At 68.9% G+C, this 16,902-nt stretch carries 17 protein-coding genes, 1 tRNA gene and 1 pseudogene; 12 read left to right on the top strand and 7 right to left on the bottom strand.

Annotated features, from left to right (window positions below):
- A pseudogene (locus ACFZCP_RS44995) lies at window positions 1-86 on the top strand (IS5/IS1182 family transposase); the annotation flags it as partial.
- Window positions 87-103: 17 nt separating this feature from the next.
- On the opposite strand, the gene ACFZCP_RS44990 reads toward ACFZCP_RS44995, so the two are convergent.
- Entirely contained in the window at window positions 104-643 is a 540-nt protein-coding gene (locus ACFZCP_RS44990; protein ID WP_391442807.1) for a hypothetical protein, read from the bottom strand.
- A 533-nt stretch (window positions 644-1,176) separates the two neighbouring features.
- Window positions 1,177-1,252, bottom strand: a tRNA-Ser gene (locus tag ACFZCP_RS44985).
- A 276-nt stretch (window positions 1,253-1,528) separates the two neighbouring features.
- On the opposite strand from ACFZCP_RS44985, the gene ACFZCP_RS44980 reads away from it, so the two are divergent.
- From ACFZCP_RS44980 to ACFZCP_RS44965, 4 genes are all read left to right on the top strand, one after another.
- On the top strand, window positions 1,529-1,720 hold the full coding sequence (locus tag ACFZCP_RS44980) for a hypothetical protein (RefSeq protein ID WP_391442805.1): 192 nt from the start codon (window positions 1,529-1,531) through the stop codon (window positions 1,718-1,720).
- A 204-nt stretch (window positions 1,721-1,924) separates the two neighbouring features.
- Window positions 1,925-2,800, top strand: coding sequence for a TIGR03620 family F420-dependent LLM class oxidoreductase (locus ACFZCP_RS44975; protein WP_391442802.1), 876 nt, complete (start codon window positions 1,925-1,927; stop codon window positions 2,798-2,800).
- 243 nt (window positions 2,801-3,043) lie between these two features.
- Window positions 3,044-4,201 (top strand): Gfo/Idh/MocA family oxidoreductase, encoded by a 1,158-nt coding sequence (locus tag ACFZCP_RS44970; protein ID WP_391442800.1) that lies wholly within the window; start codon window positions 3,044-3,046, stop codon window positions 4,199-4,201.
- A 408-nt stretch (window positions 4,202-4,609) separates the two neighbouring features.
- Window positions 4,610-5,056, top strand: a complete 447-nt coding sequence (locus ACFZCP_RS44965; RefSeq protein WP_031160696.1) for a nitroreductase family deazaflavin-dependent oxidoreductase — start codon at window positions 4,610-4,612, stop codon at window positions 5,054-5,056.
- A 693-nt stretch (window positions 5,057-5,749) separates the two neighbouring features.
- Here the strand turns inward: ACFZCP_RS44965 and ACFZCP_RS44960 are convergent.
- The gene (locus ACFZCP_RS44960) at window positions 5,750-6,232 is read right to left on the bottom strand and encodes an ATP-binding protein (RefSeq protein WP_391442797.1); all 483 of its coding nucleotides are present in this window, start codon (window positions 6,230-6,232) and stop codon (window positions 5,750-5,752) included.
- A gap of 152 nt (window positions 6,233-6,384) precedes the next feature.
- On the opposite strand from ACFZCP_RS44960, the gene ACFZCP_RS44955 reads away from it, so the two are divergent.
- The 5 genes from ACFZCP_RS44955 (at window position 6,385) to ACFZCP_RS44935 (ending at window position 11,607) form a co-directional block, all read left to right on the top strand.
- Window positions 6,385-6,858 carry a MarR family transcriptional regulator gene (locus tag ACFZCP_RS44955; protein ID WP_391442794.1) on the top strand — a complete coding sequence of 158 codons (474 nt, stop codon included), beginning with the start codon at window positions 6,385-6,387 and terminating at the stop codon, window positions 6,856-6,858.
- A gap of 121 nt (window positions 6,859-6,979) precedes the next feature.
- Window positions 6,980-8,218 (top strand): cytochrome P450, encoded by a 1,239-nt coding sequence (locus tag ACFZCP_RS44950; RefSeq protein WP_391442791.1) that lies wholly within the window; start codon window positions 6,980-6,982, stop codon window positions 8,216-8,218.
- A gap of 35 nt (window positions 8,219-8,253) precedes the next feature.
- A complete protein-coding gene (locus ACFZCP_RS44945; RefSeq protein WP_391442788.1) occupies window positions 8,254-8,463 on the top strand; it encodes a 4Fe-4S domain-containing protein in 210 nt (69 codons plus the stop codon).
- Window positions 8,460-9,665 carry an FAD-dependent oxidoreductase gene (locus ACFZCP_RS44940; protein WP_391442786.1) on the top strand — a complete coding sequence of 402 codons (1,206 nt, stop codon included), beginning with the start codon at window positions 8,460-8,462 and terminating at the stop codon, window positions 9,663-9,665. The genes ACFZCP_RS44945 and ACFZCP_RS44940 overlap by 4 nt, the downstream gene beginning before the upstream one ends.
- 40 nt (window positions 9,666-9,705) lie before the next feature.
- A complete protein-coding gene (locus ACFZCP_RS44935; RefSeq protein ID WP_391442784.1) occupies window positions 9,706-11,607 on the top strand; it encodes an MFS transporter in 1,902 nt (633 codons plus the stop codon).
- Between the two features lie 92 nt (window positions 11,608-11,699).
- Here ACFZCP_RS44935 and ACFZCP_RS44930 read toward each other — a convergent pair whose 3' ends face one another.
- The gene (locus ACFZCP_RS44930; RefSeq protein WP_391442781.1) at window positions 11,700-12,353 is read right to left on the bottom strand and encodes a response regulator; all 654 of its coding nucleotides are present in this window, start codon (window positions 12,351-12,353) and stop codon (window positions 11,700-11,702) included.
- A 167-nt stretch (window positions 12,354-12,520) separates the two neighbouring features.
- Between ACFZCP_RS44930 and ACFZCP_RS44925 the strand changes: the two genes are divergently transcribed.
- Window positions 12,521-13,891 (top strand): GAF domain-containing protein, encoded by a 1,371-nt coding sequence (locus tag ACFZCP_RS44925; RefSeq protein ID WP_391442779.1) that lies wholly within the window; start codon window positions 12,521-12,523, stop codon window positions 13,889-13,891.
- A gap of 122 nt (window positions 13,892-14,013) precedes the next feature.
- On the opposite strand, the gene ACFZCP_RS44920 is transcribed toward ACFZCP_RS44925, so the two are convergent.
- Entirely contained in the window at window positions 14,014-14,217 is a 204-nt protein-coding gene (locus tag ACFZCP_RS44920; protein WP_391442776.1) for a hypothetical protein, read from the bottom strand.
- Between the two features lie 313 nt (window positions 14,218-14,530).
- Between ACFZCP_RS44920 and ACFZCP_RS44915 the strand changes: the two genes are divergently transcribed.
- Entirely contained in the window at window positions 14,531-14,983 is a 453-nt protein-coding gene (locus ACFZCP_RS44915) for an ATP-binding protein (protein WP_391442774.1), read from the top strand.
- 340 nt (window positions 14,984-15,323) lie between these two features.
- Here the strand turns inward: ACFZCP_RS44915 and ACFZCP_RS44910 are convergent, their stop codons facing one another.
- Complete coding sequence (locus ACFZCP_RS44910; protein WP_391442772.1) at window positions 15,324-15,650, bottom strand: hypothetical protein; 327 nt, start codon at window positions 15,648-15,650, stop codon at window positions 15,324-15,326.
- Window positions 15,651-16,111: 461 nt separating this feature from the next.
- A complete protein-coding gene (locus ACFZCP_RS44905; RefSeq protein WP_391442770.1) occupies window positions 16,112-16,852 on the bottom strand; it encodes an SDR family oxidoreductase in 741 nt (246 codons plus the stop codon).
- Between the last annotated feature and the right edge of the window lie 50 nt (window positions 16,853-16,902).

Genomic DNA, 16,902 nt, shown 5'->3' with positions numbered 1-16,902 from the left:
GGCGAATCTTCCGCAGGTCCCGATGCAGCCCCAACCGCATGACGTCAATCGCCAAGGCCATCCTCACTCTGGAGCGGCAGCGCTGAAGAAGCTCATTGGGCGATCACGGGGGTGTCGTAACACCGAGTTCCTCACGCACGGAAGCTTGGAAGGCAGCGATCGGCTCTTTCATGGTTAGGACGGCGCGGACGGCGGCATCTCGGCTTCCTCGGGTGGTCTCCAGGGCACCGGCGGCTTCCCATGTGGCCTCGAACATAACTGTCGCGGCATCCGGCGTAGCCCCTTCGGTCAGGATGGAAATCTCGGCGGTAAGCTGCTCCGCTTCTTCAAGAAGCTCATGGGCCTGGAGCAGCGCTTCCTTGATGGTCTCCAGGTGCCCTGCGTTGAAGATCAACGGATCACCAGCATCAGGAGGCACATCGGCCTCGCGGACGCTAAATATGGTCGTGTGGCCAGCCTCACGGAACCTCGCACACTCCTCATCACTGGGCAGGGAAGCACACGCGGCCCACAGGATGCGTTCCGTTTCCTTGACCCTGTAGAAAAGCTCTTTGGCTACGCGGAAGCGTTCCGAGTGCCACCTACGAAGGTCTTCGGCAGCCCTTCTCTCTCGCTCGGCTTTTTTCTGGAGAGCTTGCGTCAATAGGGCTGCTGCCAGCGTCCCTCCCACTCCGAGCGCTGCGAGTAAGAGCTGAAGCGTCGTTGGCTCACGGCCCGGAGGCTAGCGGCCCCTCGCGGGCTCTCGCACGAGAGTGTAGAAACAGGCACTCTCCGGACCCCACTCACCGGTCGTAATGTGCAGGTCACCTGCGGTACCGGGCTGCTTGTGGGGGCTATCGCTAGCGGCCTTCCAGGTCCAGAACCGGACCGTCTGTTGGCCGCCCGTGGGCGGCCAACGACGACAGACGACAACGGCTCTATCCCTGCTCAGAGATGGGGCGTTGGGTACCACCGCATGTGTTCACCGGCGAGGGTGAGTTGAGCAAGATCAGAAGCTCTGCATGCCGCACTGGTGCCTCTAGCAGGCACGGTGGGCGGCGTGTGTGGCCCACACGCTCCTCACACGCGATCGGTGCGCAACAACGAGAAAGAGCGGGAGACAGTGAGACTGTCTCCCGCTCTTTCATGTCGGCATCCGCCCTGGTCAGCGGATGATTTCTGCTGATCCTCGACGAGTGCCCCCGGCAGGATTCGAACCTGCGCACACGGCTCCGGAGGCCATGTGCGCCACTTCCTCGTGCACGCTGGGGACGGGTACATGTCGCCGCATCTTGTGGACAGATCCGGGTGGTACTTGCCTGCTGGGGCATCCTTGAACGCCCCGTTGCTGGGGTTCGCCGCCTTCTGCCGCCATCGAACGCCCGATCCCCGATGATCTGGAACTCTGGCCGTGCAACTATTCAGACCGCGATCGAGCAGCATCTGTATCCGCCACCGGACTATCTCGAGTTCGAGGGGGGGCCAGCCGACGGAGGGAGCCCAGTAGTTCTACACACCCCGCCTCAGCCCGAGGAGCACAAGCCGTTCCTTGATCGAGCAGGTGATCGCCGCGTGGAAGGCCGCGCACCCCTCGGTCAGCGGCCACCAGGGCCGCTACGAGATGCGGGAGATCGTCAACGCGCTCCTCTATCAGGGCCGCCGCCTGCGAGTAGGACCCGCTCCGCACGACCTGCCGCCGCGGGAATCCGCCTTCGCCAGCAGGAGCTGGTCGAGGCCCTGATCGGCACTTTCTGTACGCCAACTACTCACGCCCGGACAGGCACGAGCCCGCCCACCACAGTGGCGCGCTCGTGCGTGTGCGACGTCTTATGGGCCGTTCGACCAACTGAGGGAACGGCGGGAATCGACCCGGGACGCCCTCCGGTCGGCAGTGGCTGGAGACGTGATGATCACGGCACAGCTCACCACGCGGAGGGAACACCCGATGAGCGACACCGCAGTCCCCCTGAAGCAGCGAGTCGGCCGGTACGGTGCCTGGAGCGTCGAACTGCGCTCGGAGGACCCGGCCCGGCGCGGCGAACTGGACGAGGCCGCGGCCGAGCTGGAGGAACTCGGGTACGGCGCCATCTGGCTCGGCAACAACAGCACCGCCGACCATGCCGCCCCGCTGATCGGGGCGACGCGCCGCGTCCTCGTCGGCACCAGCGTCCTGAACATCTGGCAGCAGGAGGCCGCCACGACCGCGGCCGGCTTCGCCGAGGTGGCATCGGCGCACCCCGACCGCTACCTGGTGGGTCTCGGCGTGAGCCACGGCCCGCTGGTGAAGGACTACAGCCGCCCGTACGCGGCGATGACCGGCTATCTCGACGAGCTGGACGAGGCCGGCGTCGCCGCCGACAGCAGGGTGCTGGCCGCGCTGGGCCCCAAGATGCTGAAGCTGTCCGGCGAGCGGGCGGCCGGCGCCATCCCCTACCTGGTCACGCCCGAACACACCGCCCAGGCCCGCGAGATCCTCGGCGAGGGCCCACTGCTCGCCCCGGAGCTGAAGGTGGTCCTGGAGACCGACCCGGCCCAGGCCCGCGCGCTGGCCCGCGACGCCCTCGCCATGTACCTCACCCTGCCGAACTACACCAACAACTTCCTGCGGCACGGCTTCACCGAGGCCGACCTGGCCGAGGGCGGCAGCGACCGCCTGATCGACGCGGTCTTCGCCTGGGGCGACGAGGACCGCATCCGCGACCGCATCGACACCTTCCATCAGGCAGGCGGGGACCACGTGGCCCTCCAGGTGCTCACGGGCACCCGCAGGGACAAGCTCCCGAGGGAGGAATGGCGCAGGCTCGCTTCCCTATTGGGATAACGGCCTCGGGGAACACCGGAACCGTGGTTAGCGATAGCGCCAGTTCCGGTTCGGGTCTCTCGCAAGCGGTCAGTTGAGAGAGCCGCCCGGCCACGCGTGAACCGCCCCCATTCGCCCAGCTCGCTCGCAGAAGTCCTCTCAGAACTAGGGCATGTAGCTGAACGTGATGCTCGGACCGTGTCCTCCATGGCTATGGGCCGTTCTGAGGTGAGAGAGCAGGCGGTCGCGAACACTGGGGTGCACATGACGTCCACTTCCCCTCATGGAGGGCTGATTCGTGTCGGTGTCGTAGGTCTGAGCGCGCGCGGAGGGTGGGCGGCCACCGCCCATGTGCCGGCGCTGGCCGGGCTCGACGGATACGAGTTGCGGGCGCTGAGCGCCGGCACCGCCGAATCGACGCGTGCCGCCGGCGAGAAGTATGCGGTGCCGCTGACCTTCGACAGCGCAGAGGAGCTGGCCCGCAGTGAGGAAGTCGATCTCGTGGTGGTGACGGTGAAGGTTCCGCACCACCTGGAGCTCATCCGACCCGCGCTGGAAGCGGGGAAGATGGTGTTCAGCGAGTGGCCGCTCGGTGCCGACCTCGCACAGGCCGAGGAGCTGGCCGACCTCGCGCATCGCAGGGGTGTGCTCACGGGAGTCGGCCTGCAGGCCCGGTCGGCTCCGTCGCTTCGGTATCTGCGGGACCTGGTCGCCGACGGCTATGTGGGGCGGGTGCTGTCGACCAGCATGCTCGGGTCGGGCGGGATCGGGGGCGCCACTTACGAAGACAACTATGCATACATTCTGGACGTCACGAGCGGCGCCACGCTGCTGTCGATCCCCTTCGGGCACTCGGTCGACGCGCTGACCATGGTGCTCGGGGAGTTCCGCGAGGTGTCGGCTCTCGTCGAGAATCTGCGCCCCGAGGTCGTCCACGTCACGAGCGGGGCGGTCGCGGCCAAGAGCGCAGAGGACCAGATCGCGGTCACGGGGGTGCTGGAGTCGGGGGCCGTGGCCGCGATGCACCTCCGCGGTGGGACGTCCCGCGCCACCGCGTTTCACTGGGAGATCAACGGCACGGACGGCGATCTCGTCGTCAAGGCCGTCCAGGCTCCATGGTGGTGGTACGGGGGGCTGCGGCTGTACGGCGCCAGGGGCAGCGACGGCGCGCCGGTCGAACTTCCGATTCCCGCCCGATACCAACGGTCGCTGACCCGGTGGACCGAGCGAACCGCCGAGCCCGCCTGCAACGTCGCCCACCAGTACGCGCTCCTGCGCGACCAGATCACCGGGAACCTCGCACCGGACGAGGACGGCGTTCCCGACTTCCGGCACGCTGTCCGGCGGCACCGCATGCTGGAGCGGATCAGAGAAGCGGCACGCACCGGAAGGAAGGTCGCACTCGCGGGCCAAGGCACGTAGGCCCGAAGCGAGAAAAGGTCCTGAGGCCGACCGTTTCGCCCTCGGCGAGGATGCAGTAGGCCGTGGCGACCGAGGGGCGATTACCCTGGTTCTTGCCCGAGGTGATGACGCTTCTGGGCGATCTGCGAAACGGGCCTCGGAGATCGCGGGAACTGCCGTTGGCCCTAGGCGATGATCTTGCCGGCTACTCGACCTTCAGCTCTGGAGTACCTGGGCCTGGAGGCGTTCGCGAAGGTCGGTTCCTCGGGCGTGAGTGGGCCCTCGGAGCGATGGCCCCAGGTGGGAAGTCGGAGCGGACCGCGGGCAGTGCATCCACCTGCAAGGTCACTCCCTGCCCGGAATGTCTGGTGCGCACACCGGCGTTAGAGCTCGGTGCGAGAACATTCCTACGACGAGGGGACGGATGCCATGCCTCTCGAGGGCGAGTATGAACCGAGCACGACGCAGTGGGTGCGCGAGCAAGTGGAGGTGTACGAAAGCTCCGGCGGCACCAAGGGGACGACACTGTGGGACACAGGGCGGCCCGTGGTGGTGCTGACCACCCGGGGCGCCAAGAGCGGCAAGATCCGCAAGGCGCCGGTGATGCGCGTCGAGTACGGCGGGCGCTATGCGGTGGTCGGCTCGTTGGGTGGATCCCCCAAGCATCCCCTGTGGTACTTCAACCTCAAGGCCGATCCGCACGTCGAACTCCAGGACGGCTCAGTGAAGCAGGACATGACGGCCCATGAGGCCACCGGCGAGGAGAGGGCGGAGTGGTGGCAACGCGCGGTCGCCGTCTTTCCGAGGTACGCCGACGTACAGAAGAAGACCTCGCGGGAGTTCCCGGTGTTCGTTCTGGAACCTGTCATCGGGTAGTGATCCCGGCCGATCTCGGGGCCATCGGAGGACACTCAACGATGACGCACGTTGACAGCTGTCATCAGCTCTAGGCAGGTCAGCGCATTGATCAAATAGGGCCGCCGGGTCTGGCGGCCCCCTCATTTCCTCGGCTACCGAGTGCCCCTCAACACGGCTTGACGCCGCCGATGGAGGCTCCACCGACCGCGTGGGCAGGAGAGCTTCGAGCCGGCTCGCCGGCTTCTGCCGGGCGGCCGGCGCACGGGCGTGCCCGATTCTCGCCGGCTGCTCCAAGCGGGGCGCGGCACGACCGCGAGCGCCCACCCTGCTTCCACGCGTGGCCAGGGCCTCGGCTTGCAGGAACCGGCACTTCGAGTTCCTCTCGCAGAGCGGAAACGAGGACGAAGTGGGGCTGTGGCATTTCGAGGCTGTCTCTTCCCGCCCCGGGTGTGGCAGCGCGGCCGGCGGACGCGTCACCGTTCGGGCAGCCGCGACGTTCTGCCGCCGATTCGGCCTGACCGGGCGTCGAATCCATGGCGGCTGCGCCTCAGAAGTGCCTTGCACGGCATGCCGGTTTCGAGAGGTCTTCTGCGAGCGGCGACCCGCGGAAACGTGTCACCTTCGACGCAATCGTAGAACTCTCACAGATGACCGTTTATGAGAATCGCCGTGCTCGGCGGCAGCAGCCGCTCCATGCGACGGCTGGTGCCGTCATCCGGCGCAGCCTGTTGCCGCGCGGTCGAGTCGGGGCGTGCTGGTGACGTCGGCCCAGTGGACAGCGCGTCCGGCCTCCTCACGGTGGCCGTGCGCGGCGGTGAGCCGATCGACGATCTCCAGTCCGCGGCCATGCTCGTCGGGGGTGCAGCTGGCTGCCCAGTCGCCGTCCGTGGCGGCGGGGCCTCCGTCGGACACCTCGATGTGGACTCGCTGAGTGCCCGGGTCGCGGCTCAGTCCGAAGTTCACTGGAGGCTGGGCGTGCTCCACGGCGTTGGTGACGAGTTCGGAGACGGTCAGGAGGACCGAGTCGGCCGTGTCCTCGGCGACGCTCCACTGGGCCAGGAACTCTTTGGTGATCTTGCGGGCCTCCCCCGCGGCTTCCGGGTCGTGCGCGAGGGTCCATGTGTCGACTGATGTCGACGGACTCCGAGCAGGACCTCTGCGAGAGGGTGCCTCTGGGGCGTAGGTGCAGGTCACGGTCATCACCTTCCTCCGGGCGCCGCTGCGGCGCCCCGGTTGTGACCAGAACCCCTGAAGGGCTACGGCATTTATATCACCCTTCTATATAGTCTGTCTATATAGGTTGGGAATATAGACAACCTATATAGAAGGGTGATATAGGTATGGGTATGGATGAGACACCTGAAGAGGGTCACCAGGAGGTGGCGGCGGCGCTGAACGAGCTGGCCGTCGGACTGGTCAGGCACCTGCTGTCGGATCGGCAGGGCATGAGTCTGACCACCGCCGCGGCGCTCAGCCGGCTGGAGCGGGAAGGTCCGATCCGGCTGACCGCGCTGGCAGCGGCGGAGGGTATCGCACAACCGTCGATGACCGCCCTGGTGCATCGGCTGGAAGACCTGGGCCTGGCCACTCGAGTGGGCCACCCCGAGGACGGGCGGGTCCGCCTGGTTGCCATCACGGAAGCCGGGCGAGAGGTGATGGCCGAGCGCCGGCGCGCGCAGTGTGCCCGGGTGGCCGACATGCTGGCCGCGTTGCCCGAGCAGGACGTGCGAGTGCTGGGCGAGGCCATGCGCACGGCCCTGCCCATCGTGCGCCGGATGGTGCGGCGACCAAGTGTTTCCGGCGGCGAATCGCCCTCCTGAGCCTCCTGGCTGCGCTCTTCGGTGTCTCCTCCTGCAGGCGGGACCTGCTCCGTCGCCCCCGCGCACTGGGCCCGGTCCCGGCACTGCCCCCATATCCGACTTCCGGAAAGGGCGGAGAACCATGAACACCTTCTCGGCACCCGGCACCGATGTGCCGTCGACGCAGGTACCGGACTACCCCATGGCCCGGGCTGCCCGCTGCCCCTTCGATCCGCCGCCGGCTCTGCACACTCTGCAGGACCAGGCTCCGATCAGCCGGGTGCGGCTGTGGGACGGCAGCACCCCGTGGCTGGTCACCCGCTACGACGACGTACGGGCTCTGCTGGCCGATCCACGGATCAGCTCGGACAGCGACCTCCCGCACTACCCCCACGTGAGCCCGGCCCAAAAGGAGCGCCGGAGGCAGTCTCGGACCTTCATCAACATGGACGATCCGGAGCACGCCCGGCTTCGCCGAATGGTGACCGCGGCCTTTTCCGTCAGGCAGGTGGAGGCGCTACGGCCGGCCATTCAGAAGATCGTCGACGGCCTGATCGACACCATGCTCCCCGGGCCAAAGCCGGTTGATCTGGTGCAGGCGTTCGCGTTGCCGGTGCCATCGCTGGTGATCTGCGAGCTGCTCGGCGTTCCGTATGCCGACCACGACTTCTTCCAGGCCAACAGCAAGATCCTGATCAAGCGAACCAGCACCGTGGAGCAGGCGCGGGTGGCCACACAGCAACTGCTCGACTACCTGGACCAGCAGATCGGCGTCAAGCTCGCCCACCCGGCCGACGACGTGCTCTCCGCGCTGGCCGAGCGGGTCAGGGCCGGTGAGCTCTCCCGGCGTGAAGCGGCCGGCATGGGGATGCTGCTGCTGACCGCCGGGCACGAGACCACCGCGAACATGATCGCGCTGGGCACCCTGGCCCTGCTGCAGAACCCGGACCAGCTGGACCGGCTGCGCGAGAGCGACGACCCGAAGACGGTCGCCTCGGCCGTCGAGGAACTCCTGCGCTACCTCACCATCCCGCACAGCGGACGGCGCCGGGTGGCCCTGGAGGACATCGAGGTCGGCGGCGTGACCATCCGCACCGGCGAGGGCGTCGTCCTCTCCAACGACGTCGCCAACCGCGATCCCGCGGCCTTCCCCGACCCCGACCAACTGGACATCGACAGCAATCCCCGCCACCACGTGGCCTTCGGCTTCGGCGTCCACCAGTGCCTGGGCCAGCCGCTGGCCCGGGTGGAGCTGCAGGTCGTCTACAGCACCCTGTACCGCCGCATCCCCACGTTGAAGCTCGCCGTGGATCTCGACGAGATCCCGTTCAAGCACGACGGGGCCGTCTACGGCGTCTACGAGCTGCCCGTCACCTGGTGAGCGCGGCCAAGTGCCGCGCGGGAAAGGAGGATCCGATGAAGGTGATCGTCGATCAGAACAAGTGTGTGGCCTCCGGTCAGTGCGTGCTGACCACGCCGGAGGTGTTCGACCAGCGCGAGGAGGACGGCATCGTCGTCCTGCTCGCCGAGAACCCTCCTGAGGGCCTCGCGGACGACGTCCGGCAGGCCGTCGCCCTCTGCCCGGCTCAGGCCATCTGGCTGGAAGAACAGGAGCCAGAGGAGTGAACCGGATCGTCATCGTGGGAGCCTCGGCCGCCGGCCTGACCGCGGCCGAGACCCTCCGCCGCCGAGGCTGGGACGGCACCCTCACGCTGATCGGTGAGGAATCCCGCCCGCCGTACGACCGGCCGCCGCTGTCCAAGCAGATCCTGACCGGCGCCTGGGGGCCCGAACGCGCCACCCTGCGCTCCCTACCTGACCTCGCGCGGCTGCGGGCCGACCTGCGGCTCGGGCAGCGCGCCGTCGCCCTCGACGTCCCGGGCCGCCGGGTGCGCCTTGCAGGCGGCGAGAGCGTCGGCTTCGACGCTTTGGTCATCGCCACCGGTGTCACGCCCCGGCGCCTGCCCGACAGCGACCTGGCCGGAGTCCATGTCCTGCGCTCGCTCGACGACGCCCTCGCCCTGCGCGTCGCGCTGCTCGCCGGGCCCCGGGTGGTCGTGGTCGGTGCCGGATTCCTCGGCACCGAGGTGGCCGCGGCCGTCCGGGCCATGGGCCTGGAGGTGACCGTGGCCGAGCCGGAACCGGTCCCGGTGCGGCGCCCGTTCGGGGACCGGATCGGTGCGCTCGTCGCCGAGCTGCATGGGGGCCACGGAACCCGCCTGCGTTGCGGAGTGCCGGTACGCCGGCTGCGCGGCGCCGGCGGCCGGGTGACCGGAGTGGAACTCGGCGACGGCACCACGCTGCCGGCCGACGTCGTCGTCCTGGCCCTCGGCGCCGCGCCCGCGACCGGCTGGTTGGAAGGTTCGGGCCTGCGGCTGGGAGACGGGGTGGAGTGCGACGCGTATTGCCAGGCGGCACCAGGGATCTACGCCGCCGGCGACGTCGCCTCCTGGCCCAATGCCCACTTCGGCACCCGCATGCGGCTGGAGCACCGGATGAACGCCGGCGAGCAGGCCATGGCCGTGGCCGGCAACCTGCTCGGCGACGCGACTCCGTTCGCTCCCGTGCCCTACTTCTGGACCGACCAGTACGACACCAGGATCCAGGCGTACGGGATCTTCCCGCCGGACGCTGAGATGCGGATCGTCTACGGCGACCCGTCGGACGGCCACTTCGCCGCCGCCTACGGGCACCACGGGAGGGTGGTCGGCGTACTCGGCTGGAACGCCCCTCGTCAAGCACGCACGCTGCGCCGTCTGGTCGTCGACCGCGCATCGTGGGCCGCCTTCGCAGCCACACCCGCGCTCAGCCCGGCAACCGTGAACTGACCCGCTCGTCCCCCCAGGAAGCAAGGAGGGAGGGCAGCCGGTGACCACCGACCAGAGCCCCCGCCCCCGCCTTACGGGTGGTACCGCCCCCGGCGTCCGTCCCCGCGGTCGCCGTGCCTGGATCAGCGCCGACCACCCCCGCTACAAGTGGGTGGCGCTGACCAACACCACACTCGGCGTCCTGATCGCGACCATCAATGGCTCGATCGTGCTGATCTCGCTGCCCGGTATCTTCACCGGCATCCGTCTCGACCCGCTCCGGCCGGGCAACGTCGGTTACCTGCTGTGGATGCTGATGGGCTACCTGCTGGTCACTGCCGTGTTGGTCGTGACCCTCGGCCGTCTCGGCGACATGCGGGGCCGGGTACGCATCTACAACGCGGGATTCGTCATCTTCACCGTCACCTCGGTGATCCTCTCCGTCGACCCGCTGCACGGCTCGGCCGGCGCACTGTGGCTGATCGGGTGGCGGATCGTGCAGGCCGTCGGCGGCGCGATGCTGATGGCCAACTCGACCGCCATCCTCACCGACGCCTTCCCCGCCCGGCAGCGCGGCATGGCGCTCGGCGTGAACATGGTCGCCGGCATCGCCGGCACGTTCATCGGTCTGGTCCTCGGCGGCGCGCTCGTGGAGTGGAACTGGCGCTCCATCTTCTGGGTCAACGTGCCGATCGGACTGATCGGCACCGTGTGGGCGTACAAGTCGCTGCACGAGACGGGCATCCGCAATCCCGGGCGGATCGACTGGTGGGGAAACCTCACCTTCGCCGCCGGCCTGACGGCACTGCTGGCTGCCATCACCTACGGCATCCAGCCGTACGGCGGCCACACGATGGGTTGGACCAACCCCTGGGTGCTCGCCGGTCTCGTCGGCGGCACGCTGACACTGGCCGTCTTCTGCGTCGTGGAGATGAACGTCGCCGAACCGATGTTCCCGCTGCGGCTGTTCCGCAATGCCGCCTTCGCCGGCGGCAACGCGGCCACTCTGCTGGGCGCGATCGCCCGCGGTGGTCTGCAGTTCATGCTCATCATCTGGCTGCAGGGCATCTGGCTGCCGCTCCACGGCTACGACTACGCCCGCACCCCGCTGTGGGCCGGCATCTACCTGCTGCCCCTCACCGTCGGCTTCCTCGCCGCCGGACCGGTCTCCGGGGCCCTGTCGGACAGATGGGGCGCCCGGCCGTTCGCGGTCGCCGGATGCGTCGTGATGGCCGCCTCCTTCGCCGGGCTGCTCCTCCTGCCCACCGACTTCCCCTACGGCCTCTTCGCGGCCCTGGTCCTGCTCAACGGCCTCGGCAACGGGCTGTTCGCAGCGCCGAACACATCGATCATCATGTCCAGCGTTCCGTCGGACGCCCGCGGCGCCGCCTCCGGCATGCGCGCCACCTTCCAGAATGCCGGCACGGTGCTGTCCATGGGCGTTTTCTTCTCCTTGATGGTCGCCGGACTCGCCGGCTCACTGCCGCACACCCTCAGCTCCGGCCTCACCGCCCAGCACGTGCCCGCCCCAGCCGCTCACACCGTTGCCATGCTGCCGCCGGTCGGCGTCCTGTTCGCGGCCTTCCTCGGCTACAACCCCATCCGGCAGCTCCTCGGCCCGACCATCCTCGACCACCTCCCTCGAGCCAACACGGCGATCCTGACCGGGCGGGAATTCTTCCCCCACCTGATCTCCCGGCCCTTCCACGACGGCCTGGTCATCGTCTTCACCCTGGCCATCGCCATGGCCCTCGCCGCCGCAGCCACCTCCCTGATCCGCATCCGAGGCGAGACCACGCGGGCGGCAACCTCCACCAGCCCCCTCGCGACGACATCAGCCCGCGGGGGAGTGGACGACCGGCCGGGACGAGTGCCCTGCACTGCCACGGTGACCGAGGCACCGGGGAGCCAGTGGCCGCCCGACGGGTCGGGCCGTCAGAAGGGACAGCGGCCGACATGCTGATCCGGTTCCGGGCGCCCCGCGACCTGGCGGGCAGCCGCCATGTCCATCGCACCGCAGAGGTGTCGCCGGACCGCGTCCTGTTCGGCGCGGGATCAGGGGGCCTGCAGGAAGGTCAGGACGGCTCGTACCCGCCGGTGGTCATCGTCGGTCTCGGACAGGCCCAGTTTGCCGAGGATGCTGCGCACGTGCTTCTCGACGGTGCCCTCGGTGACCCAGAGACGGCGTGCGATACCTACGTTGGACCGGCCCTCAGCCATCAGGGCCAGTACCTCGCGCTCGCGTGCGCTCAGCGCGTCGAGCGGATTCCTTCGTCGTTGCGCCGCGACGAGTTCCTGAACCAGGGCGGGATCCACGACGGATCCGCCCTTGGCGATCCGCCTGACCGCCTCCAGGAACTCCTCCACGTCGGCGACCCGGCTCTTGAGCAGATACCCGATCCGCCGACCGCCGGCCAACAGCTCCATGGCCTGCTCCACCTCGACATGCGCGGACAGGACCAGGATGCCGACATCCGGCAGCTCACGGCGAATGACGCGGGCCGCATCCAGTCCCTCCGTGGTGTTGGTCGGCGGCATACGGATGTCGACCACGACCAGGTCGGGCACCGTGTCCCTCGCGAGCTGCAGCAAGGCCGGGCCGTCACCGGCCTGCCCCACGACGGACACCTCGGCCCGCTCGAGCAGGCCTGCCAGGCCCTGGCGAAGCAGCACGTCGTCGTCCGCCAGAACCACTCGCAACTGTGTCATACCGCGCCTTCCACCGTCCTGTGCGGCATGTCCGGCCGATTCCGTCGCCGGCCGATGGCGGCGATGACCTGCCCAGCTGCAGGTTCTCATGGGCATCTGCATCAGTCGACCGCTGAACCGCCGGGTCCAGGCCGGGCCGGAGGCGTGAAGCGATGACACAGGGCCGGGTGGGCATACGGAGTCGGCACCGGGTGACGGGCCGGCTCGCCGGAACGGCGATCGTGGCGGGTGTGGCGGGCCTCCTGGGCGCCGTCGCGCCGTACGCCGGGCGGCACGGCTTTGGGATCACCGGCTCGCAATCCGCCGTCCCTCTGGGCGCCTTCCTCCTCACGGCGGCGATCGTCGGCCGCCTGGCGGCGCGGCTACGGCGCTCCGCTCAGGTGTCGGCACAACTGTCGCAGCAACAGTCCGCGCTGCGGCAGGTCGCAACCCTCGTCGCACGGTCCGCTCCGCCGTCGACCGTGTTCGAGGCCGTGACCCGCGAGATGGGCCTCCTCTGCGGCGCCGATCTGGCCTGCCTGGCGTGTTTCGAGGCGTACGGCGGCATGCGTGGCGTCGCGACCTGGAGCCGTCGGGGCGGGCCGGATCCGCCGCCCGTCGGTGCTCGCTCCGCCCTCGACGGACGCGGTGTCGCCCGCCAGGTCCGGCCGACGTGCGGTCCCGTTCGCATCGAGGACGTCGAGGACACCACCGCAGCGATCGTCCGGAAGGCACGGGCACCGGGCATGCGCTCGTCGGTGGGACGCCCGATCGTGGTGAGCGGGGAGGTGTGGGGCGTGATCGTCGCCTCGAAGGAGAGCGACGGCCCGTTCCCGGCGAACACCGAGTCCCAGATGGCCGCCTTCGCCGATCTGGCAGCGATCGCCATCGAGAACGCCAGGACCCATGCCGAACTGACCGCCTCACGCGCCCGTGTCGTGACGGCCGCCGACGGGGCGCGCCGCCGTATCGAACGTGATCTGCACGACGGCGTCCAGCAGAGGCTCGTGTCGTTGCTCCTCCTGCTCCAGCACGCGCAGCTGACGGTTCCACCGGATCTGCACGAGCTCCGCGCGCGACTGCGCGACATCGCCGCCGGGGTCACGGGCGCGTTCGACGAACTCCGCGAGGTGGCACGGGGCATCCATCCGGCGGTCCTGGCTCACGGCGGCCTCGGTCCCGCGCTGAGGGCGCTTGCCCGCCGATCGGTCCTCCCCGTCGATGTCGAGGTGCGCCTCCAGGGGAGACTGCCCGAACGGGTGGAAGTCAGCGCGTACTACGTCGTCTCCGAGGCACTGACGAACGCGGCGAAGCACGCAAAGGCCTCGACCGTCACCGTCACCGTCACCGGGGACACCGACTCCGGCGTACTGCGTGTCCGCGTACAGGACGACGGCGTCGGCGGCGCCGCCTTTGCCGCTGGCACCGGCCTCATGGGCCTGAAGGACCGAGTGGAAGCCCTCGGCGGCAGGATGGTTCTGGACAGTCCGCGCACGGCGGGAACCACCCTCAGTGCGGTACTGCCGCTCGTGCCGAGCGGCCGCACAGGCCGCGACTAGACCGCCGCTGCGCTTTCGACGCCGGTGAGGAGGACGAGCGCGCCGGCGGGTCGACTGCCTGGGGGAGTGCCGGCCGGGCACGGACAGGGGCCGGCGCGCGGCCGGCCCCCTCGGGGAGGGGACTACCATCGCCCTCCGTCGTCGCCCCAGCCGCCGTCGCCGTGGTCGTGAGTGAAGTGGGCGAAGTCGACGTCGTCACCATGGTGGTGGTGATCCTGAAGCACGCCCACCGGCGAGGCCGGCGCGGCGACGGCCGACACGGCGGAACCTCCCAGGGCCAGAGCGATACCCGCGAGGGCGGCGAGGGGCCACTTGATGTTACGCATGATCAATCTCCTGGAGTGAAAGGGAATGTGACAGCGCATCAGGCGTGACGCGCGCGGAAGGGGACTGTCGGGCGTTGGGCCTTCTGACGTCCGTTCAATTCCGTTTTCCTGGTCTCTACGCTGCCCTGCGGGGAAACCCCGGACAATCCTGCAGGCTGTAAGCGGCTTTACCGGCCAGCTGCAATCTCGTCGTCCACCAGGTCAAGATCCTCAACTCGAGGCTCTATATCACCACTCTATATAGACAAATAAATGGGTCGTTAGGGGCCTGCAGTCCCGGGCGTCACCGTGGCGCCGGAAGAGGGTGATGACCATGACCTACACCTACGCGCCCACCATCTCCCCGCGGCGAGGCGTCACCCGGAGGCCGCGACGGGCAACGGGCGGCGCCTGGCCCCTCGCGCACCGTCCGGAAGCCGCCGGAGAGGCCCGCAGGATCACCCAAAGGCTCCTGACGTGGTGGGGTGTCCCCGAGGAGGCGGCCGACTCGGTGCTGCTGACCGTTTCCGAACTCGTCGCCAACGCCGTCGAGCACGCCCAGCCCCCACTGAACCTCGCGCTGAATCGCGACGCGGACACCCGCCGGGTGCACATCGAGGTCTCCGACGGAGGCCCCGCCGACAGGCAGGGCGAGTGGGCAGCCGGCGGCACCCCCGACGAGCACGGCCGCGGGCTGGACATCATCGACCACATCACCACCGCCCACGGCGAGCACGACCAGCCCGGACACGTCGTCCACTGGGCCGACGTCAACGCCACGGCCTGACCGGCGCCGACGTCTCCTTTCCGGATCGGTCGCGCGCGGTAACGCAGTACTGCGCGAACGGCCCAACGGCTGATGCCACGACGGGTGCGGCGACGCCGTACCCGAGGACGGTACCAAGCAGTCCGACCGGAGCGATCAGAAGTCCCGCGACGATCGCCGGCACACCGAAGCTCCGGTAGGCGACCGGGTAGACCGATCCGAAGAGTCCCGGTCCTTCGTGGGGTGCACGAGCGGGCGACGGCCCGGACCGCGCCGGAGAACGAGGCGCCGAAGCCCACACCGTCGATGACGCCTCCCACCCAGAGAAGGGACAGCAGTCCGGTGGTGGCACCCGCCTCGATCACGACGGTTCCCAACAGCACGCCGCACCGCCAACGAAGACCGTGCGGCGTGGGGTCAGGCGGCCGAGGGAGAGGCCGGCCACTGACGCCGTGGCGCCGTTCAGGAGGCCGCTGTGAAGGTCGAGCAGGTCCCGGATGATGTTGGCTACGAGCCCCATGAAGAGCCCGGCCGGCGTCCATGGCGCCATGCGAACGGGAATGCTCGCCACCAACTCACGCCGCGCGGCCTGCGGGGCCGCGACGCGGGGGATCAGTGAGCGCGCCGCTCCGGGCCGCGGGGAGACCGTCTCCGCGGAGAACGCGGCCACACCCGTGCCGACGGCCATGGTCACCGCAGGGCTGCGAACACGATCACATCCGCACTGATTTCCGTTCGATACTCCCGAGGGCCAGATCGAGCTGCGCGAACGGCTCCAGGCTCACGCAGAGCTCTAGCATCACGTCAGCCTCGCCCAGGCCGGCCCTGATCACATGCCGAAGAATGCAGACCGACAGTGGCCGGCCTGGCCACCTGATGCTTGGGCAGCGACCATCGTCTCGCCTGCTGCCTCCGTAACTGCACCGCGTCAACGGCTCACGCCGGGATCAGAAACCCTTCTTACGGCTCGAGGCAGCCGTCGCCGGACCGAGCACCCGGGGACCTTCGCCTCGTGCCCGAACGGGCCGCTCTTGGGCATCGAGCAGCTGGTCGTGGTGTGGGCCTTTCCCGTCGGGCACGCCGGTCAGCCCTTGGGCATCATGGGCATGGGTGTCAGGTTCGGCATGTCCATCCTGGCCCAGCCCGGAGTCAGCCGATCGCGAGTTGTCCGCCGCGTGCCTCGAGCACCGCGCCGGTGATGTAGCTGGCGCGGGAGGAGGCAAGGAACACAACCGCTTCCGCGATTTCTTCAGGGTCTGCGACCCGCCCCAGTACGGTGGTTCGCCCGATCACCTGGAGGGCTTCGTCTCCCATCTCCTCCGTCCCGGGGGTATGGACAGGACCCGGGGCCACGGCGTTCACGCGGACGCCCTGGCCGCCGAACTCGTCAGCCCATACTCGTGTGAGCAGTTCGAGTGCAGCTTTGGAGGCCCCGTAGGCGCCCGTTCCCCGCACCGGCGTGGTAGCCGCCGCTGTGCTCACACTCACGATGGCGCCACGCCCCCGTGCAGCCATTCCCGGGGCGAGGGCACCGACAAGGAGCATCGGCGCGCGTGAGTTGACGGCCATCTGAGCGTCGAACATCTCGGCGGTGGTGTCCGGCGTGCTGGCGAACCGGTAGATACCGGCGTTGTTGATCAGAATGTCCACCTCGCCTGCTTCGGTGGCAAGACGCAGGACATCTTCAGAGCTGCTCAGATCCGCAGCAACGAACCGGGCCTTCCCACCTGCGGCAGCGATCTCCTTGACGGTCTCAGCACCTCGCTGCTCGTCCCGCCCGTGGACGATGACCGAGGCCCCCAATGCTGCCAGGCGAAGGGCAACGGCCCGGCCGATGCCGGCGGTGGCGCCGGTGACAAGAGCGGTGGACCCGTCCAGTTCTGCAGTCATGGAAAGCTCCTCCAAGCCGAGAGGAACGACATGCTGTCGCTTGTTCCTCG

The organism is Streptomyces sp. NPDC007971 (assembly GCF_042958635.1).
GTDB lineage: Bacteria > Actinomycetota > Actinomycetes > Streptomycetales > Streptomycetaceae > Streptomyces.
The sequence above is the reverse complement of the archived record's forward strand: the minus strand, read 5'-3'. Positions and strand labels throughout refer to the sequence as shown.